This is a genomic window from Streptomyces sp. NPDC016469 (genome assembly GCF_040632905.1).
Lineage (GTDB): Bacteria > Actinomycetota > Actinomycetes > Streptomycetales > Streptomycetaceae > Streptomyces.
The window spans coordinates 287842-307063 of sequence record NZ_JBEYCQ010000002.1 but is presented as its reverse complement, the minus strand read 5'-3'; the positions used below and the strand labels follow the sequence as shown (position 1 = coordinate 307063).

The 19222-nt window shown below is 72.7% G+C and carries 13 protein-coding genes; all 13 read right to left on the bottom strand.

The annotated features are described in order from the left end of the window. Positions 1-8 precede the first annotated feature (8 nt). The 13 genes from ABZ565_RS03290 to ABZ565_RS03230 all read right to left on the bottom strand — a co-directional run bounded on the left by ABZ565_RS03290 (position 9) and on the right by ABZ565_RS03230 (position 19206). The gene (locus tag ABZ565_RS03290; RefSeq protein ID WP_361019925.1) at positions 9-3137 is read right to left on the bottom strand and encodes an AAA family ATPase; all 3129 of its coding nucleotides are present in this window, start codon (positions 3135-3137) and stop codon (positions 9-11) included. Between the two features lie 76 nt (positions 3138-3213). Next, on the bottom strand, positions 3214-3405 hold the full coding sequence (locus ABZ565_RS03285; RefSeq protein ID WP_361019923.1) for a hypothetical protein: 192 nt from the start codon (positions 3403-3405) through the stop codon (positions 3214-3216). A gap of 218 nt (positions 3406-3623) precedes the next feature. Continuing rightward, on the bottom strand, positions 3624-4196 hold the full coding sequence (locus tag ABZ565_RS03280) for a hypothetical protein (RefSeq protein WP_361019920.1): 573 nt from the start codon (positions 4194-4196) through the stop codon (positions 3624-3626). A gap of 64 nt (positions 4197-4260) precedes the next feature. Further along, complete coding sequence (locus ABZ565_RS03275) at positions 4261-6474, bottom strand: MMPL family transporter (protein ID WP_361019917.1); 2214 nt, start codon at positions 6472-6474, stop codon at positions 4261-4263. A 189-nt stretch (positions 6475-6663) separates the two neighbouring features. Beyond that, positions 6664-8772 carry a phosphocholine-specific phospholipase C gene (locus ABZ565_RS03270; RefSeq protein WP_361019914.1) on the bottom strand — a complete coding sequence of 703 codons (2109 nt, stop codon included), beginning with the start codon at positions 8770-8772 and terminating at the stop codon, positions 6664-6666. Between the two features lie 186 nt (positions 8773-8958). Continuing rightward, the gene (gene gatB / locus ABZ565_RS03265) at positions 8959-10467 is read right to left on the bottom strand and encodes an Asp-tRNA(Asn)/Glu-tRNA(Gln) amidotransferase subunit GatB (protein ID WP_361019911.1); all 1509 of its coding nucleotides are present in this window, start codon (positions 10465-10467) and stop codon (positions 8959-8961) included. A 15-nt stretch (positions 10468-10482) separates the two neighbouring features. Then, positions 10483-10716: a hypothetical protein gene (locus ABZ565_RS03260; RefSeq protein ID WP_361020034.1), complete on the bottom strand. Its 234-nt coding sequence runs from the start codon at positions 10714-10716 to the stop codon at positions 10483-10485. An 8-nt stretch (positions 10717-10724) separates the two neighbouring features. Next, positions 10725-12227: an Asp-tRNA(Asn)/Glu-tRNA(Gln) amidotransferase subunit GatA gene (gene gatA, locus ABZ565_RS03255; protein WP_361019908.1), complete on the bottom strand. Its 1503-nt coding sequence runs from the start codon at positions 12225-12227 to the stop codon at positions 10725-10727. 5 nt (positions 12228-12232) lie between these two features. Beyond that, the gene (gene gatC / locus ABZ565_RS03250) at positions 12233-12529 is read right to left on the bottom strand and encodes an Asp-tRNA(Asn)/Glu-tRNA(Gln) amidotransferase subunit GatC (RefSeq protein ID WP_018102521.1); all 297 of its coding nucleotides are present in this window, start codon (positions 12527-12529) and stop codon (positions 12233-12235) included. A 285-nt stretch (positions 12530-12814) separates the two neighbouring features. Beyond that, complete coding sequence (locus ABZ565_RS03245; protein ID WP_361019906.1) at positions 12815-14989, bottom strand: bifunctional diguanylate cyclase/phosphodiesterase; 2175 nt, start codon at positions 14987-14989, stop codon at positions 12815-12817. A gap of 229 nt (positions 14990-15218) precedes the next feature. Further along, positions 15219-17435: an NAD-dependent DNA ligase LigA gene (gene ligA / locus ABZ565_RS03240; RefSeq protein ID WP_361019903.1), complete on the bottom strand. Its 2217-nt coding sequence runs from the start codon at positions 17433-17435 to the stop codon at positions 15219-15221. A gap of 30 nt (positions 17436-17465) precedes the next feature. Further along, positions 17466-18491: a methionine synthase gene (locus tag ABZ565_RS03235; protein ID WP_361019900.1), complete on the bottom strand. Its 1026-nt coding sequence runs from the start codon at positions 18489-18491 to the stop codon at positions 17466-17468. 25 nt (positions 18492-18516) lie between these two features. Further along, entirely contained in the window at positions 18517-19206 is a 690-nt protein-coding gene (locus ABZ565_RS03230; RefSeq protein ID WP_361019898.1) for an SDR family oxidoreductase, read from the bottom strand. Positions 19207-19222 lie beyond the last annotated feature (16 nt).

The window sequence follows — 19222 nt, the reverse complement described above, 5'->3', positions numbered from 1 at the left end:
CCGCCGGCTCAGCGCCGCTCCGGCACCGGGTAGAGCCGCAGCCGGTGGGCCAGGGCGGCGGCCTCGCCGCGGCCGGTCACGCCCAGCTTGGCCAGGATGTTGGAGACGTGGACGCTCGCGGTCTTCGGCGAGATGTACAGCTCCTCGGCGATCCGGCGGTTGGTGAGGCCCGCCGCGACCAGCCGGTGCACGTCCTGCTCGCGCGGGGTCAGCCCGAAGGACTCCACTGCGGCCGCGGCGGCCCGCAGTTGCTCATCGGCGGGGTCCCGGGCGGGCCCGGGCCCGTCCTGGACGACGACCGCGGCCGGTAGCTCCTCGGCCCCGCCGCCCGCGCCGGCCAGGGCGATGCGGGCGCGGCCGGCCAGCAGCTCGATGGTCTCGGTGAGCGGGCGGGCCCCGAGCCGGACGGCGGTGGTGTGCGCGTCGCGCAGCAGGCCGGTGGCGGTGGCCCGGTCACCGGAGGCGACGAGCAGGGCCTCCGCCCAGCGGTGGTGGATCTGCGCCAGCTCGTACGGGCGGTGCAGCGGGGTGAACGCACGGGCGGCGCCCTCCCAGTGGTCCGGGGTGTCGACGCCCTCGGCCCTGGCCAGTTCCGCTTCGACCAGGAGGGCGTAGGCGGACCAGACCGGGACGAGGACCGGCAGCCGCTTGAGGTGGCCCCGGACCAGGTCGAGGACGGCGGGGCGGCCCGGTTCGGTGGCGGGCAGGCCCCGGGCGTCGGCCTCGGCCGCCGCGACGACGTGCAGCATGGGGAAGGCGTAGCGCTGGGTGCCGGTGGGGAAGCCCTCGGCGGCCTGCTCCTCGAAGGCGGCGCGCGCCTCGGGCAGCCGGCCCTGCATCACGGCGATCTGGATGGTGTGGCGTACCGGGTTGATGAAGTGCTGGGGCTGGGGGTCGCTGGAGCCGAAGCAACGCCGGGTGAGCGCGAGTTGCCGTTCGGCCTCGGCGAGGTCGCCCCGCGCGAGGGCCAGTTCGGTGCGGCGGGAGGCGACCAGGCCCTGGGACTTGCGGGACAGCGACTTGCGGGCGGCGGCCTCCGTGGTGGCGGCGGCCTCGTCCCAGCGGCCCAGCGAGAAGAGGGACATCGCCTGGTTGGTACGGACCCACGCCTCGATGTCCGCGACGCCGTGCTCGTGGCAGACGCGGATGCCGTGGTCGGCCGCGGCCACCGCTTCCAGGGAGCGGCCCATCGCCTCCAGGTTGGAGGGGAGGTTGATGCTGGCCCGGCCCATGATGTCGATGAGGCCCAGCTCGTCGGCCCGGTCGCGCACGGCGTACATCTCGGCGATGCCCTCGTCCACGGCGCCCGCGTCCGCGTTGAGCCAGCCCCGGGTGAGCCGGGCGTGCAGCTCGATGTACTCGTCGCCGACGAGCTGGGCGTACTCCACGGCCCGTTCGGCGGCGACCAGGGTCTCGGCGCCGGGGCGGTGCAGGGCGCCCCAGCCGGCCACCAGCATCAGGACGAAAGCGTGCACCTTCGACGGGGGCAGGCCCCGCACCAGCCGCTCGGCGGTGGCCAGCTCCTCCCAGCCGTCGCCGCGCGTCAGGTCCTGGACGAGGCGGGAGCGCTGGACCCAGAACCAGGCGGCGCGCAGCGCGTCGTCCTCGCCCTCCAGGATGCGCAGGGCCTTCTTGCAGATGGCGAAGGCCCGTTCGCGCTCTCCGCCGAAGCGGGCGGCGACGGTGGCCTCGGCCATCAGGTCGAGGTAGGTCAGCGGGGTCGAGGCGTCCCGCCCGCAGGTCGGGTAGACCTCGGCGTAGTCGATGGGGCGCAGGGTGCGGCGGACGTCCTCGGGGGCGTCGTCCCACAGTTCGAGGGCGCGTTCCAGGAGGCGCAGCTGCTCGGCGTAGGCGTTGCGGTGGCGGGCCCGGACCGATGCCTTCAGCACGGCGGGCAGCGCCTTGGCGGGGTCGTGCGCGCCGTACCAGTAGCTCGCCAGCCGGGTCGCGCGCTCGCCGTCGCAGACGAGGGCGGGGTCGGCCTCCAGCGCCTCCGCGTAACGGCGGTTGAGGCGGGAGCGCTCGCCGGGGAGCAGGTCGTCGCTGACGGCCTCGCGGACGAGGGAGTGCCGGAAGCGGTAGCCGTCGCCCTCCGGGGTGGTCAGGAGCAGGTTGGCGCCGACGGCGGTGCGCAGCGCCGCGATGAGGTCGTCCTCGCTGAGGCCGGCGACGGCGGCGAGCAGTTCGTACTCGACGGCGGAGCCCCCCTCGGCGACGATCCGGGCGACCTTCTGGGCGTCGGCGGACAGCGTCTCGACGCGGACGAGGAGGAGGTCCCGCAGCGATTCGGGCAGGCCGTCGCCGTCCCCGTCGCCGCACTCCAGGATGCAGGCCAGCTCCTCCACGAAGAACGCGTTGCCGTCGGAACGCTCGAATATCTCGTCCACCAGGGCGGGGTCGGGGGTGTCCGCGAGGATGCCGGCGAGCTGGCGGCGGACCTCGGAGCGGGTGAACCGGGAGAGTTCGATGCGGCGGACGGTGCGGAGCCGGTCGATCTCCGCGAGGAGCGGGCGCAGGGGGTGGCGGCGGTGGATGTCGTCGGCTCGGTAGGTGCCGACGACGACGAGGCGGCCGCTGCGCAGGGTGCGGAAGAGGTAGGCGAGGAGGTGGCGGGTCGAGGAGTCCGCCCAGTGCAGGTCCTCCAGGACGAGGACGACGGCCCGGTCGGCCGAGAGGCGTTCCAGGAGGCGGACGGTCAGTTCGAAGAGGCGGGCGGTGCCGAGCTCGTCGGAGCCGTCGCGGCCGGTCTCGCCCAGTTCGGGCAGCAGCCGGGCCAGTTCGCCCTCCTGGCCGGCGCAGGCGGCGGCCATCTCGTCGGGCAGGGCGCGGCGCAGGGCGCGCAGGGCGGTGGAGAAGGGGGCGTACGGCAGGCCGTCGGCGCCGATTTCGACGCATCCGCCGACGGCGACGACGGCGTCCCGGCGGGCGGCGACGGCGAGGAACTCCTCGACGAGGCGGGTCTTGCCGACGCCCGCCTCGCCGCCGATGAGCAGGGCCTGCGGTGCACCGCAGAACCCTCCGGCGGCGCCGGAGGGTTCCGCGGTGGCGCGGGTGAGCGCGCCGGTGAGCGAGTTGAGTTCGCCGGTGCGGCCGACGAACACGGGACTGACTGACCTGGTCTCCACGTGGGCGAGCATCGCACACGGGTCCGACAGTGCGGACGGAATTAGCCGTGGGCCGAATGACCCCGGGCCCCGGTCCACTTCCGCCGCCTTACGCGGCGTGCGTGAACCGGTCGCGTACGCCGCCGGTACTCACCGGCCCCTCCGCCTCCTGGCGTGCGATCCGGCGGGCGGCGCGGCGCGAGGTGCGGCGGGCGCGGGTCGCTTCGCCGGCGAGGCGCTGGAGGTCGGCGCGGCGCAGGAGTTCGGCGTGCATGACCTTGTGGAGTTCGTATTCGAACATGGGATTGTCCCCCTGGGGTGAGGGCCCTTGCGGGCCTCGGTGGCGGCAGTTCCTCTGCCGTGCCACCACTCTCGTCCCCCAGGGGGGTGCGCCACATCGGGCGTGTTACGCATCTGTGGCGTACGGGGGCCTTAGGTGCGGGGCCGTACCACCACTCAGGACCGGTGAAACCGCCCGGACATGCCTTAGTACGTGGGTGCCCGGGCCCCGGAACCGTCCTATCCGGCCGCGGTGGGCAGGGCGACGATGAGGTCGAAGTACATGGCTATGGAGATCAGTACGCCGAGGGTGCCGAGGGCGATGCCGCCCCGGGCGACGGCGCGGACCCAGCCGGCCTGCGGCTGCCGGGCCGGGGCGCCGAACGCGGGCCGGACCAGGACGTAGGTGCCGACCAGCAGGGCGAGGAGGCCGAAGAGGCCGTTGACCAGGGCGGTGGAGTGCCAGGCGTCGCCGTAGATCTCGTTGATCTGCTGGGCGGCCGAGCCGCCGGACGAGGTCTTGATCTGGCCGATCAGGGTCTCGCGCTCGGCGGCGACCCGGCCGGTCCAGGCGCCGGTGAGGCCGACGACGCCGAGTCCGGCGGAGACGACGGCCGCGGAGGCGGCGGCGAGCCGGCCCGAGGTCTCCTCGCCGGTGTCGTCGTCGGTCTCCTCGACGGTGTCCGTCTCCGTCCCGTCCCCCGGGCCCGTCTCGTCGTGGTCCCGCTGTTCCGTCTCCCGGGCGGTGAGGTCGTCGGTCGTGTCGGTCGTCTTCTCGCCGTCGGCGAGGGCTTCGGGCGTGGTGGGGTTCATGCGGCGCACGCTAGATGCCGCAGATGAGAGGCCCCTTAACGCGTCCGGTCGCCCCGGCGGGCGGTCAGTGGACGCGCTCGGCCGGCCCGTCCTCGTACGTCCGCACACCCGGCACCGGCACCCGGACCACCGGGCGGTCCGGCGGTTCGATGCTCAGGCGGGGCAGGCGGCGCTCCAGCCAGCCGGGGAGCCACCAGTTGGCACCGCCCAGCAGGTGCATGAGGGCCGGCACGAGCAGGGTGCGCAGGACGAAGGCGTCCAGAGCGACGGCCGCCGCGAGGGCGATGCCGAACATCGCGATGACGCGGTCGCCGCTGAGGACGAAGGCGAGGAACACCGAGATCATGATCACGGCGGCCGAGTTGATGACCCGGCTGGTCTCGGCGAGCCCCACCCGGACCGCGCGCCGGTTGTCGCGGGTCTCCAGCCACTCCTCGTACATCCGGCCGACCAGGAAGACCTGGTAGTCCATGGAGAGGCCGAAGAGCACGGAGACCATGATCACCGGCAGGAAGGGTTCGATGGGGCCCGCGCTGCCCAGGCCCAGCAGTTCGCTGCCCCAGCCCCACTGGAAGATCGCGACGACGACGCCGAACGACGAGGCGACCGCCGCGACGTTCATCGCCGCCGCCTTCAGTGGGATGCCGACGGACCGGAAGGCCAGCAGCAGGAGCAGGCAGCCGAGTCCTATGACGACGCCGATGAACAGCGGCAGCTTGCCGATGATGATCTGCGCGAAGTCGTCGTAGCTGGCCGTGACCCCGCCCACATGGGTCTCCAGCGAGGTGTTGTCGGCCGCCTTCGGCAGCACGTCCGTACGCAGCCGCTCCACGAGATCGCTGGTCCGGCGGGACTGCGGGGCGGAGTCGGGGACGACGGTGACGTACGCGGTGTCGCCTCCGGCGTTGTACGTCACCGGGTAGGCCCGGGCCACCCCGTCGACCGTACGCAGGGTGGCGGGCAGGGCGTCCATCGCGAGCCGGTCGTCGGCGCCGTCCAGGTGCGCGGCGACGGTCAGCGGTCCGTTGACGCCGGGGCCGAAGCCGTCGGCGAGCAGGTCGTACGCCTGCCGGGTGGTCGAGGACGCCGCGTTGTTGCCCTGGTCGGAGCTGCCCAGGTGGAGCGAGAAGGTGGGCAGCGCGAGGACCAGCATCACCACGGCGGCCACGGCGCCCAGGAGCTTGGGGTGCCGCTCCACGAAGGCGGACCAGCGGGCGGCGAAACCGGTGGCCGGCTCGGGCTGCGGCCCGTGCGCGGCCAGCCGGGCCCGTTCGCGCCGGCTGAGCGCGCGCAGTCCGATGAGCGAGAGGAGGGCCGGCAGCAGGGTGACCGAGGAGGCCACGGTGAGGACCACGGTGAGCGAGGCGGCGATGGCCACACCGTTGAGGAAGCTCAGCCGGAGGATCAGCATGCCGAGGAGCGCGATGCAGACGGTGGCCCCGGCGAAGACGACGGCCCGCCCGGTCGTCGCCACCGCGTGCTGCGCCGCCTCGGGCACGGTCATGCCGCGCCGCAGCCCTCTGCGGTGCCGGGTGACGATGAACAGGGCGTAGTCGATGCCCACGCCGAGCCCTATCAGCATGCCGAGCATGGGCGCGAAGTCGGCGACGGTCATCAGGTGCCCGAGGAGCACGATGCCCGCGTACGCCGTACCGACCGAGACGAGCGCCGTGGCGATGGGCAGCAGACTCGCGGCGAGCGAGCCGAAGGCGAGGAAGAGCACGACGGCCGCGACGGCCACCCCGATGACCTCGCTGAGATGCGCGGCATGCGCCTCGGTGAGCCCGACGGCCTGACCGCCCAGCTCGACGCGCAGATGCGGGCTCTCGGCCGCCTCGGCGGTGTCCACGACCGCCTGCGCCTGCGCCACGGGCACGTCGTCGGCGCGCTTGTCGAAGGTGACGGTGGCGTAGGCCGTGTGCCCGTCGGGGCTGATCTGCGCCGCCCCGGTCTCCGTGTAGGGCCCGTCGACCGCCCCGACCCCGGGCAGCCGCTCCACGGCGTGCAGGGTGCGGGTCATCTTCTGCTCGACGTCGGTGGCCCGGACCGTGGAGTCCTCGGTGTGCCAGACGATGGTGTCGGTGTCCCCGCCGAGATCGGTGAACCCGCTCTGCAGCAGCTCCGCGGCCCGCCCGGACTCGGTGCCGGGCGCCTCGTAGTCGTTGGAGTAGGCGGACCCCGCGAACCCCGCGGCGGCGGCCGTGCCCCCGAGGGCGAGCAGCCAGATCAGGACGGCGATGAGGCGGTGCGTGACGCACCAGCGGGCGATGGCAGCCAAGGGGACGCGCTCCCTGCGGGTTCGTGGACCTTTACCCGCAGATGGCGTGATCTGCCCGTAAACGTCTCATGACCTGAGGACGCCACTCTGACAGCAGAAGATGATCCTTTGTCCCTTTCGTGGCCATGGTCACAGGGCCCGGTCTCCAGGTGAACCGGGATGGATCAGGCCCTGCGACCGGCGGTCCGGTCAGCCGGAGACGCTCGCCCGGCCGTTCTCGATGTGCCCCATCAGCCGGCGCCGGAAGCCGCTCTCGCCGTCGGCGGTGACCGCCAGGTCGTACCAGCCGTGGGCGTCGGCCGCCGAGTGCACGACCGTACGGCTGCGGCCCGGCTTGACGGTGACGTGACGGGTCCAGTTCCGCAGGTCGGCCTCGTCGACGTAACCGAGCGGGCGCACCAGGAAGGTCAGGGTCCGGCGGCCGGTGTTGCGCAGGGTGAGGTGCAGATCGCGGTCGCGGGCGTCGACGCGGGAGGTGACCTCGGCCCCGCCGTCGGCCGGTCCCTCGAACTCGCGCCGGAAGCCGTTCGGCCCGGTGACCGTGAAGCGGTACGACTCACCCGTCAGCGGGAGGGTCCAGTGCCCGTCGCCCCGGACGTCCTGGTGCTGCGGAGCCGGGAACTCCCCCGCGTACGGGTACAGCGCGAAATGCGCCGACGCCTCGCCGCTGTTGGCGAGTTCCACCCGCAGACCGCCGCCGGCCCGCCGGACCTGGGCGTCGGGCTGGTAGGGCAGCGGGCGCGCCGGACGGACGCCGGGTTCCTGCTCGGGCAGACGCTGGACGGCGGGCGGCTTCGGCTGCCAGCGGCCGCTGAGCGGCGGGATGGCCCCGGGCCGTTCCACGGCCGGCTGCCGACGCTGCCGGGTGAAGTCGAAGGCGGAGGTGAGGTCACCGGTGACCCGCCGCCGCCAGTCGCTGATGTTGGGCTCCTCCACACCCGTCCAGCGCTCCAGGAAGCGGATCACGGAGGTGTGGTCGAAGACCTCGGAGCAGACGTAGCCGCCCACGGTCCACGGCGAGACGACGAGCATCGGCACCCGGATGCCCAGGCCGGTGGGCCGCCCCTCCCACTGCTCGTCGGTCACCCCGGGCGGCGCGACGGGCGGCGGGACGTGGTCGAAGAAGCCGTCGTTCTCGTCGTAGTTGATCAGCACGGCGGTGTGGCGCCACACGTCGGGGTGCTTGCCGAGCGCGTCGAGGATCTTGTAGACGACGGTGGCGCTGTGCACCGGCGAGGAGACGCTCGGGTGCTCGGAGTCGATCGCCGAGGGGACCAGGTAGGAGACCTCGGGCAGCGTTCCGGCCTCCACGTCCTTGGCGAACTCCTCGGCCAGCGTCCCGGTCGGCACCCGGCGCAGCGCCCGCTCGAACAGGCTGCGCTCCTGCCGGGTGAGGGTGGCCACGCCCTCGTCGAGCAGCCCGAGCAGCCGCTCCCGCTCGGCCTCGGAGGCGCCCCGGATCTGCGCGTAGAAGGACTCCATGTAGGTGTGGCCGCCGGTCCTCGCCAGGGCCTTGCGGGCGACGGCCTTGAAGGTGGCGTAGAACTCGATCTGGTTGTCGGTGAAGTTCTCCCACTCGGTGTACGTACGCCAGCTGCGCCCGGCCTTCTCCAGCCGTTCGGCATAGGTGGACCAGTCGTAGCCGGGATGCGTGCCCTCGTCGTAGGCGTCGTTGCCGACGGCCCGCTTCCCGTTCGGCTCGAAGCCGGTCTTCCCGCTCCACAGATGGTTGCGGTTGGGGCTGGTGGAGCTGTGGATCGAGGAGTGGTACGCGTCGCAGACGGTGAAGGTGTCGGCCAGTTCGTAGTGCAGCGGGATGTCGCGGCGGTCGTAGTACGCCATCGTGGCCGCGGTCTTGGCGCTGATCCAGCCGTTCATCCAGCCGCCGCCCCAGGCCTTGGCACCGCCGTTCCAGGAGTGGTCGAGGGCGCCGATGTACTGGAGGTCCTTCTTCTGCTCCTCCGCCGCCCCGCGCACCGGGAAGGGCAGCACGGTGGAACCGGCCGCGCCGGGCTGCTCGAACACCGTCGTGCCGGTGGGCAGTTCGACGGCGTTGCGGTCGCCGAAGCCGCGTACGCCGCGCAGGGTGCCGAAGTAGTGGTCGAAGGAACGGTTCTCCTGCATCAGGATCACCACATGCCTGATGTCCCGCAGCCCTCCCCCACCGGGCCCCGCGTGGGCGGGCTGCGCGGCGATGGCGGCCTGGAGCGACGGCGGCAGGAACGATCCCGCCGCAGCGGCGCCGAGCGCACCGCCGCCCAGCGCGAAGAGCCGTCGCCGTGACATGTCCGTGGTCAAAAGAGCCTCCCCATTCCGGTGGTTACAGCCGGGAAGCTATGCAGGCCGGGTGGCGCGGGGAAGGACTGCGCGCGGACCGGTGGTGAACGTCCAACAGGTGGGCCCGAAAGTCCAAGCACGGCGAAGGGGCGGTGTTCCCGGTCCGGGGACCGGGAACACCGCCCCTCAGGGCTGTACGGAAAGGGCTCAGCCCTCGACGCCGAGCTTCTCCAGGATCAGCTCGCGGACCCGGGCCGCGTCCGCCTGGCCGCGGGTCGCCTTCATGACCGCGCCGACCAGCGCGCCGGCCGCCGCGACCTTGCCGCCGCGGATCTTGTCCGCGATGGCGGCGTTGCCCGCGATGGCCTCGTCCACGGCGGTGGACAGCGCGCCCTCGTCGGAGACGACCTTCAGGCCGCGCTTCTCGACCACGGTGTCCGGGTCGCCCTCGCCGGCGAGCACGCCCTCCAGGACCTGGCGGGCCAGCTTGTCGTTGAGGTCACCCGCGGCGACGAGCTCGGCGACCCGGGCGACCTGCGCCGGGGTGACGGGCAGTTCGTCCAGGCCGCGGCCGGTCTCGTTGGCGTTGCGGGCCAGCTCACCCATCCACCACTTCCGGGCCTGGTCCGAGGGGGCGCCCGCCTCGGTCGTGGCGACGATCAGGTCGACCGCGCCCGCGTTGAGGATGGACTGCATGTCGTGCTCGGAGACGCCCCACTCCTCCTTGAGCCGGGCGCGGCGGACGCGCGGCAGCTCGGGGAGGCCCTTGCGCAGTTCCTCGACCCACTCCCGGGCCGGGGCGACCGGCACGAGGTCGGGCTCGGGGAAGTAGCGGTAGTCCTCGGCGTTGTCCTTGATGCGGCCGGCCGTGGTGGAGCCGTCCTCCTCGTGGAAGTGCCGGGTCTCCTGGACGATCGTGCCGCCGGAGTTCAGCACCGCGGCGTGGCGCTGGATCTCGAAGCGGGCGGCCCGCTCGACGGAACGCAGCGAGTTCACGTTCTTCGTCTCGGAGCGCGTACCGAAGGTCTCGGTGCCGTTCGGGCGCAGCGACAGGTTGACGTCGCAGCGCATCTGGCCCATCTCCATGCGGGCCTCGGAGACGCCGAGCGCCTTGATGAGCTCGCGCAGCTCGGCGACGTACGCCTTGGCGACCTCGGGGGCGCGCGCGCCCGCTCCCTCGATCGGCTTGGTGACGATCTCGATGAGCGGGATGCCCGCGCGGTTGTAGTCGAGCAGGGAGTGGGACGCGCCGTGGATACGGCCGGTGGCGCCGCCGACGTGCGTCGACTTGCCGGTGTCCTCCTCCATGTGGGCGCGCTCGATCTGCACCCGGAAGACCTCGCCGTCCTCCAGCTGGACGTCCAGATAGCCGTTGAAGGCGATCGGTTCGTCGTACTGGGAGGTCTGGAAGTTCTTCGGCATGTCCGGATAGAAGTAGTTCTTCCGGGCGAAGCGGCACCACTCGGCGATCTCGCAGTTCAGCGCGAGGCCGATCTTGATGGCCGACTCCACGCCGATCTCGTTGACGACCGGCAGCGCGCCGGGCAGCCCGAGGCAGACGGGGCAGGTCTGCGTGTTGGCGTCCTGCCCCAGCTCGGTGGAGCAGCCGCAGAACATCTTCGTCTTGGTGCCGAGCTCCACATGGACCTCAAGGCCCATGACGGGGTCGTACGTCGCGAGGGCGTCCTCGTACGACTCCAGGTCGATGACAGTCACGGAAAACTTTCCCTCTCAGCCCAGCAGTACGTCGTCGTCGCCGAGACGCTTCAGTTCGCGATAGAGGATCGCGAGGCCGGTCACGATCGCCGCGGCGGACACGGCGGCGTCGATGAGGCGCAGCGTGTCGTTGTCCGAGCGGGCCAGCTTCGCCTGCTTGGCGACGCTGAGCGCACCGAAGGCGGTGGTGCCCATCGACACGTACAGCCCGGTCTTCGACTTCTTGAAGTTCTTGGCCTTCTTGGTCATGGCGGCGCTCATAGCGAAGGAGCCTCCTCGATCAGCGGGTGCCCCCACTTTTCCACGAAAGCGGCCTCGACGGCGGCTCCGACCTTGTACAGCCGGTCGTCCTTCATCGCGGGGGCGATGATCTGGAGCCCGACGGGCAGGCCGTCCTCGGGGGCCAGGCCGCAGGGCAGCGACATGGCGGCGTTGCCGGCGAGGTTGGTCGGGATGGTGCACAGGTCGGCCAGGTACATCGCCATCGGGTCGTCGGCGCGCTCGCCGATCGGGAAGGCGGTGGTGGGCGTGGTCGGCGAGACGATCACGTCGACCTGCTCGAACGCCTGCTCGAACTCGCGCGTGATCAGCGTGCGGACCTTCTGCGCGGAGCCGTAGTACGCGTCGTAGTAGCCGGAGCTGAGCGCGTACGTACCGAGGATGATGCGGCGCTTGACCTCGTCGCCGAAGCCGGCCTCGCGGGTGAGCGCGGTGACGTCCTCGGCGGACTTCGTGCCGTCGTCCCCGACGCGCAGGCCGTAGCGCATGGCGTCGAACCGGGCGAGGTTCGAGGAGCACTCGGACGGCGCGATCAGATAGTACGCCGAAAGGGCCAGGTCGAACGTCGGGCAGTCCAGCTCCACGACCGTGGCGCCGAGCGACTTCAGCAGCTCGACCGACTCGTTGAAGCGCTGGACGACACCGGCCTGGTAGCCCTCGCCGGAGAACTGCTTGACGACCCCGACGCGCATGCCCTGGACGGACCCGTTGCGCGCGGCCTCCACGACCGGCGGCACCGGCGCGTCGATCGACGTCGAGTCCATCGGGTCGTGCCCGGCGATCGCCTCGTGCAGCAGGGCCGCGTCCAGGACCGTGCGGGCGCAGGGGCCGCCCTGGTCGAGGGAGGACGAGAAGGCGACCATGCCGTAGCGGGAGACCCCGCCGTAGGTGGGCTTGACGCCGACCGTGCCGGTGACGGCGGCGGGCTGGCGGATGGAGCCGCCGGTGTCCGTGCCGATGGCGAGCGGGGCCTCGTACGCGGCGAGGGCGGCCGAGGAGCCGCCGCCGGAGCCGCCCGGGATGCGGGTGAGGTCCCAGGGGTTGCCGGTGGGGCCGTAGGCGCTGTTCTCGGTGGAGGACCCCATGGCGAACTCGTCCATGTTGGTCTTGCCGAGGATGACGACGTCGGCGGCCTTCAGCTTCCGCGTGACGGTGGCGTCGTACGGCGGGACCCAGCCCTCGAGGATCTTCGAGCCGACGGTGGTCGGCATGTCCTTCGTGGTGAAGATGTCCTTGAGCGCGAGCGGGACGCCGGCCAGCGGGCCCAGCTTCTCGCCGGCCGCCTTCCTGGCGTCCACGGCGCGGGCCTGGGCGAGCGCGCCCTCGCGGTCGACGTGCAGGAAGGCGTGCACCTTCTCGTCCACGGCGTCGATGCGCGCGAGGTGGGCCTCGGTGACCTGGACGGCGGTGAGCTCGCCGGAGGCGATCTTCGCGGCGATCTCGGCCGCGGTGAGCTTGATGATGCTGCTGATGTCCGTCATGGCTGTCAGTCCTCCCCCAGGATCTGCGGCACCTTGAAACGCTGCTGCTCCTGGGCCGGGGCGCCGGAGAGCGCCTGCTCGGGGGTGAGAGACGGACGGACGACGTCCGCCCGCATGACGTTCGTCAGCGGCAGCGGGTGGGAGGTCGGCGGTACGTCTTGGTCGGCGACTTCGGAGACGCGGGCGACCGCGCCGATGATGTCGTCGAGCTGTCCGGCGAAGTGATCGAGCTCTTCGCCCTTCAGCTCCAGACGCGCCAGCCGGGCGAGGTGGGCGACCTCCTCGCGCGTGATGCCAGGCATGCAGCGATCCTCAGGGGTTGGTGTGTGGTTGGCCGGGGGCCGGCGGCACATGTCCACCGTCCGTCCGAAGGACGGGCCGCGCGGCGTCCGGCGCGTGCGCTCGCAAGGCGCCGGAGCGCCCTTGTGGCGGAGCCACTCGGGCGTTTCGGCAACGCGGCGAGCGTGCGTGCCAGGCGTCGCGCGGCAGGTGGAAATGTGCCGCCGGCCCCCAATCCTATGGGGTCGGCCACACGCCGGAGGACACGGTTGTGCGGGACGCCGCCACGCCGTCCGCACGGGACGCCGCTACGTCGTCGCCGGGCGCGGGCCCGCCGTGCGGCCGGAGGGGCGTTGTTCCAGCTCGGACGCCGGAGCCGCGGGCGTCGCGGCGGGCGCCGGGGCCGTGGCACCCGCCGCCGCCGCCAGCTCGGCCGGGCGGCGCCAGCCGTGCTCGCCCCGGGCCCTGAGCCAGGCGGTGGTCTCCTGGGGCGGCATCGCGGCCGCCACCAGCCAGCCCTGGACCGCGTCGCACCGCAGGTCCCGCAGCCGCTCCCACGTCTCGTCGTCCTCGACGCCCTCGGCCACGACCAGCAGGCCGAGCGAATGGGCCAGGTCGATGGTGCAGCGGACGATCTCCGCGTCCTCGTGGTCGATGGCGAGCCGCGCCACGAAGGAGCGGTCGATCTTCAGCTCGCTGACCGGCAGCCGGCGCAGATGGACCAGTGAGGAGTACCCGGTGCCGAAGTCGTCCAGGGACATCTTCACGCCGTGCCCGGTCAGCCCGGCGAGCGTGTCCGCCGCCCGCTGCGGGTCCTCCAGGAGCACGTGTTCCGTTATCTCCAGCTGGAGCGCTCCCGCCGGGACGCCGTGCCGGGCGAGCCGGGCCGCGACGCCGCCGGCGAAGCCGGGGGTGTGCACATCGCGCGGGGACACGTTGACCGCGACCGGGACGAAGAGGCCCTGGGCCCGCCACCGGGCGACCTGGGCGAGCGCCGTCTCCAGCACGTACTCCGTGAGGTGCGGCATCAGCCCGGACGACTCCGCGATGGCGATGAACTCGTCCGGGGGCACCCTGCCGCGCTCCGGGTGCACCCAGCGCACCAGCGCTTCGAGCCCGGCGACCTGGCCGTCGAAGCGGACCTTGGGCTGGTAGTGCAGCTCCACCTCGCCCGCGTCCAGCGCACGGCGCAGATCGCCCAGGAGGCCGAGCCGGTCCGGGGTGTTGCTGTCGCGCTTGGACTCGTACACCTCCACGCCGGTGCGGTCCCGCTTGGCCTGGTACATCGCGACGTCGGCCCGGCGCAGCAGCCCCTCCGCGTCCACCGCGTGGTCCGGGAAGACGGCGACGCCGGCGCTGGCCTCCAGGACCAGGGTCAGCCCGTCCAGGTCCAGCGGGGACGACAGCTCGGCGACCAGGTGGCGGGCGACGCGCTGGGCGCTGGTGGTGGAGTCGGCGGTGGGCAGCAGGACCGCGAACTCGTCGCCGCCGAGCCGGGCCGCCTCCGCGCCGCGCGGGAGGGCGAGCCGGAGCCGCTCCGCGATCTGGAGCAGCAGCCGGTCGCCGGCCAGGTGGCCGAGGGTGTCGTTGACGGCCCGGAAGCGGTCGAGGTCGATCAGGACCAGGGCGGCCCGGTTGCCGTCGCTCTCCGCCTCCTCCAGCGCGGCCCACGTCCGCTCCAGCAGCCACTGGCGGTTCGGCAGCCCGGTCAGCGGGTCCTTCAGCTGCTCCTCGGCCCGGGCGCGGGCGATCCACAGCGTGGAGTCGAGCGCGATCAGCGGCACCGCGAAGAGCGGCAGGAGGACCGGCCGGGCCATCGCGACGACGCAGATCAGCGGGGCGATGCCGAGCAGGGCGACCGCGACGAGGCCCTGGCGCAGCAGCGCGGTGCGGGCGACGGTGGGCAGGCCGCCGCCGGGCTGGGCCCGCGCGTACCACAGCAGGACCCGGGTGACGAGCAGGTAGGTGGAGGCGGCGAGCAGGACTTCCGGGACGGCGTCGATGCCCCAGTCGAGTGGCCGCCACGGCCTCTCGACGGACTGCACCTCGCCGAACGCGGCGAGCACCAGGGCCGCCGCTCCGACGCCGAGGATGTCCACGGCGCCGTGCAGCAGCCCCTGCCACCAGCGGTGTTTGCGGGCGACGCCGACGAGGACGACCACGACGAGGCTGACGAGGCCCGCGGGCACCCAGCCGTACAGCAGCAGGACGGCCAGGGTGAGGGCGGCACCGGAGCCGGTGCCGCCCCACCAGCGGTCGCGGCCGAGCGCGACGAGGTGGCCGACGACGATGCCGGTGAGGACGGCCAGCGACCAGCCGGCCCGGCCGTCCGGGAAGAGGGCGTGCCCCTGGCTGAGGGCACGGGAGAAACCGGTCGCGAGCTGGACCGTGGCGAGGGCCACCACGACGGCGCCCACTCTGGGCGCGGGTCCCACGAAACCTTGCAGCCGCGCCACCGGTGCGGCGCTCTCGGTCGGTTTCATTCCGTCCCTCTCACAGCCGGCGATGCCGATGTCACCCGATGAATGCGTTCCGTGCCAGGACGCGCCCCGGCCCGCCCGGTGGCCAGGTTCGAGGGCGCGTCTGACCACAGTAGGCCGCGGAAGGCTGCTAGGGGCAGCGGTCTACCGCTCTTGCCCGAATGCGAACCGACTGTCCGTCAGCATCTGGTATGCGCCGATCGGGTGACGCCGACCGAGCGTCGGCGGCCGTTCACTCTCCGGGTGTGTCACCCGTCTCCGGGGCCGGTTCCCCGGCGGGGACCGTTGCCTCGCGGGCCGCGTCCGGGCCATCGGTGAGCAGGACGGCGAAACCGGCCTCGTCCAGCACGGGGACCTTCAGCTGCACCGCTTTGTCGTACTTGGATCCGGGGTTGTCCCCGACGACGACGAAGGCGGTCTTCTTGGAAACGGAACCGGTGACCTTCGCGCCCCGGCTCTGCAGGGCCTCTTTCGCGCCATCCCTGGTGTGCCCGGTCAGCGTGCCCGTGACGACGACGGTGAGCCCTTCGAGCGGGCGGGGGCCCTCGTCCTCGCCGGCCCCCTCGTCCTCCATCCGGACGCCGGCCTCGCGCCACTTGCGCAGGATCTCGCGGTGCCAGTCCTCGGCCAGCCACTGTTTGACGGAGGCCGCGATGATGGGCCCGACGCCGTCGGCGTCGATCAGCTCCTGCTCGGTGGCCTCCTGGATGCGGTCCATGGACCGGAACTGGCGGGCCAGCTCCCGGGCCGCGACCGGGCCGACGTGGCGGATGGAGAGTCCGGTGAGGATGCGGGCCAGCGGGGCCTCCTTGGCCGCCGCGATGGCGTCGAGCATCGCGAGGGCGTTCTTCTTGGGCTCGCCCTGCTGGTTGGCGAAGACCCGGGCGATCTTCTCCTCGCCGGTCTTCGGGTCGCGCTTGGGCAGCCCGCTGTCCGGGTCGAGGACGTAGGCCCGGATGGGCAGCAGCTCGTCCATGGTCAGCCCGAAGAGGTCGCCCTCGTCACGCAGCGGCGGTTCGGCGGGCTCCAGCGGTGCGGTCAGCGCGGCGGCGACCACGTAACCGAAGTGGTCGATGTCGAGGCACTTGCGGCCGGCGAGGTAGGAGACGCGCTCACGCAGCTGGGCGGGGCAGGAGCGGGCGTTGGGGCAGCGGACATCGACGTCCGCCTCCTTCATGGGCTTCAGCTCCGTGCCGCACTCGGGGCAGTGGGTCGGCATGACGAACGCCCGCTCGGTGCCGTCGCGGAGGTCGACGACCGGGCCGAGGATCTCCGGGATCACGTCACCGGCCTTGCGGAGCACCACCGTGTCGCCGATCAGGACGCCCTTCGCCCTGACCACGTTCTGGTTGTGCAGGGTGGCGAACTCGACCTCGGAGCCCGCCACCACGACCGGTTCGACCTGGGCGTACGGGGTGACGCGGCCGGTGCGGCCGACGCCGACGCGGATGTTGACCAGCTTGCTGTTGACCTCCTCCGGCGCGTACTTCCAGGCGATGGCCCAGCGCGGGGCGCGGGAGGTGGAGCCCAGGCGGCCCTGGAGCGGGATCTCGTCCAGCTTGACGACGACGCCGTCGATCTCGTGCTCCACGGAGTGCCGGTGCTCGCCGAAGTACGCGATGAACTCCCGTACCCCGTCCAGGGAGTCGACCACCTTGTTGTACTTGGCGGTGGGCAGGCCCCACTCGCGCAGCAGCTCGTAGGCGTGCGACAGGCAGTCGATGTCGAAGCCCTCGCGGGCGCCGATGCCGTGCACCACCATGTGCAGCGGGCGGGACGCGGTGACCTTGGGGTCCTTCTGGCGCAGCGAACCGGCGGCCGCGTTGCGGGGGTTGGCGAAGGGCTTGTCCTCGGCCTCGACCAGCCGGGCGTTCAGTTCCTCGAACCCCTCCATCGGGAAGAAGACCTCGCCGCGCACCTCGACGAGCGCGGGCACCCGGTCACCCTTGAGCCGGTGCGGGATGTCCGCGATGGTGCGGACGTTGGGCGTGATGTCCTCGCCGGTGCGGCCGTCACCGCGGGTCGCGGCGCGGGTCAGCACGCCGTGCTCGTACGTGAGGTTGACGGCGAGGCCGTCGATCTTGAGCTCGCACAGGAAGTGGTAGCCGGGCGAGCCGACGTCCCGGGCGACGCGCTCGCCCCAGGCGGCCAGCTCCTCGTCGTCGAAGGCGTTGTCCAGGGAGAGCATCGGCTCGCGGTGCTCGACCGACGTGAACTCCGTGCGGTAAGGACCGGCGACCTTCTGGGTCGGCGAGTCCGGGGTGCGCAGCGGGGGGTGCGACTCCTCCAGGGCCTCCAGCTCCCGCAGCAGCCGGTCGAACTCGGCGTCGCTGACGACCGGCTGGTCGTTCACGTAATACCGGAAGCGGTGCTCCTCGATCTGCTCCGCGAGGAGCTTGTGCCTCTCCTGTGCCTCGACTGGCACCGCTGTCTGCTCTTCGCCGGCCATCGTCCCGTCCTCCCGTTACCCAGCGTCCCGCTACTCAGGGTTGTCCGCGAGCGATCTCGCGGCCCGGGCGCAGTGGGCGAGCGCGGCCCGTGCGTACGCGGGCGACGCACCCGCGAGACCGCACGAGGGGGTGACCGTCACGGACTCGGTCAGAGTCCCCGGATTCAGCCCCAGCCTGCGCCACAGCGTCCTGACACCCATGACGCTACCGCCCGGGTCGGACAATCGGCCCGAGGCCGGGTCGGTGCCCGGTACGACCCCGAAGAACATCCGGGTGCCGCCCTCGACGGCTTCCCCGACCGCCTCCTCCTCACGCTCGGTGAGCAGGGAGAGGTCGAAGGAGATCCCGCCCGCCCCGGCCCGGCGCAGCAGCGCGAACGGCACCTCGGGGGCGCAGGTGTGCACGAGCGTGGCGGTCCCGCCGGCCGCCGCCAGCACCTCGCGCAGGACGTCCTCCACGACCTGGCGGTCCACCGCCCGGTACGTGCGGTAGCCGCTGGCGGTCCTGACCCGGCCGCGCAGCACGGCGGTGAGGGAGGGTTCGTCCAGCTGGAGGGCGAGGCGCGCCCCGGGCACCCGGCGGCGCACCTCGGCGAGGTGGCCGCGCAGGCCCTCGGCGAGCGAGTCGGCGAGGTCGCGGCAGGCGCCCGGGTCGCCGAGGAACGCCTCGCCGCCCCGGCGTTCCAGGGCGGCGGCGAGGGTCCAGGGCCCCACGGCCTGGACCTTGAGCGGGCCCTCGTAGCCCTGGGTGTACTCCTCCAGGGCGTCCAGGTCCTCGCCCAGCCAGGACCGGGCCCGGCGGGTGTCGCGGCCCGGCCGGTCGCTGATCCGCCAGCCGCTCGGCTCGACGTGCCCGTACAGCTCGGAGAGCAGTCCGATCGTGCGGCCGGTCATGTCGGCGCCGGGCCCGCGCGCCGGAAGCTCCGCCAGGTACGGCATGCCCTCGCCGTCGCCGAAGGAGCCGGTGACGGTCTTCGCCGCCTCCCGGGCGTCTCCCCCCGGCATCGAACCGATCCCGGTGGCCGGGCAGTCCCTGAACTCGCTGTTCTCGCTCACGCGGAGAGCCTACGGCCCCGGGGACTCAGCGGCCGGGGCGGACGGTGAGGTCGTTGATCTCGGCGTCTCGGGGCAGGTCGAGCGCCATCAGGATGGTGGTGGCGACGGACTCGGGGTCGATCCAGCGGGCGGGGTCGTACTCCTTGCCCTCCTGCCGGTGGACCTTCTCCTGCATGGGACTGGCGGTGCGGCCCGGGTACACGGTGGTGACGCGGACGCCGTTGCCGTGCTCCTCGTGGCGCAGCGAGTCCGCGAGCGCCTTCAGGCCGTGCTTGCTTGCGGCGTACGCGCTCCACTCGGGGCTCGCGGAGAGCCCGGCGCCGGAGTTGACGAACAGGACGTGCCCCTGGGCGACGCGCAGCTGGGGCAGCGTGAGCCGGGTCAGCTCGGCGGGGGCGACGAGGTTGGCGTTGAGCTGGTGGTGCCATGCCTTGGGGGTCAGCTCACCGACCGGGCCGAGCTCCACCACGCCCGCGATGTGCAGCAGCGAGTCGAGGCGCTCCGGCACGCTCTGCTGGGCGAGGGCCCAGGAGAGCCGGTCCGGGTTGGACAGGTCGCCGACGAGGGTGCGGGCGCCGGGGTGGAGCGCGGCGAGCTCCTTGGCGCGGCCCGCGTCGCGGGCCAGCAGGACGAGGTCGTCGCCGCGCTCGGTGAGGCGCCGGGCGACCGCTGCGCCGATGCCGGAACCGGCACCGGTGATGAGGTGAGTGGACATGGCCCCCATCGTCGCA

What these genes read in the sequence shown, in the direction of transcription:
- ligA (WP_361019903.1), bottom strand. Translation starts at nt 17,435, where the DNA reads ATGGCCGGCGAAGAGCAGACAGCGGTGCCAGTCGAGGCACAGGAGAGG.
- ABZ565_RS03285 (WP_361019923.1), bottom strand. Translation starts at nt 3,405, where the DNA reads ATGTTCGAATACGAACTCCACAAGGTCATGCACGCCGAACTCCTGCGC.
- ABZ565_RS03245 (WP_361019906.1), bottom strand. Translation starts at nt 14,989, where the DNA reads ATGAAACCGACCGAGAGCGCCGCACCGGTGGCGCGGCTGCAAGGTTTC.
- ABZ565_RS03230 (WP_361019898.1), bottom strand. Translation starts at nt 19,206, where the DNA reads ATGTCCACTCACCTCATCACCGGTGCCGGTTCCGGCATCGGCGCAGCG.
- ABZ565_RS03290 (WP_361019925.1), bottom strand. Translation starts at nt 3,137, where the DNA reads ATGCTCGCCCACGTGGAGACCAGGTCAGTCAGTCCCGTGTTCGTCGGC.
- ABZ565_RS03260 (WP_361020034.1), bottom strand. Translation starts at nt 10,716, where the DNA reads ATGACCAAGAAGGCCAAGAACTTCAAGAAGTCGAAGACCGGGCTGTAC.
- ABZ565_RS03280 (WP_361019920.1), bottom strand. Translation starts at nt 4,196, where the DNA reads ATGAACCCCACCACGCCCGAAGCCCTCGCCGACGGCGAGAAGACGACC.
- gatA (WP_361019908.1), bottom strand. Translation starts at nt 12,227, where the DNA reads ATGACGGACATCAGCAGCATCATCAAGCTCACCGCGGCCGAGATCGCC.
- gatC (WP_018102521.1), bottom strand. Translation starts at nt 12,529, where the DNA reads ATGCCTGGCATCACGCGCGAGGAGGTCGCCCACCTCGCCCGGCTGGCG.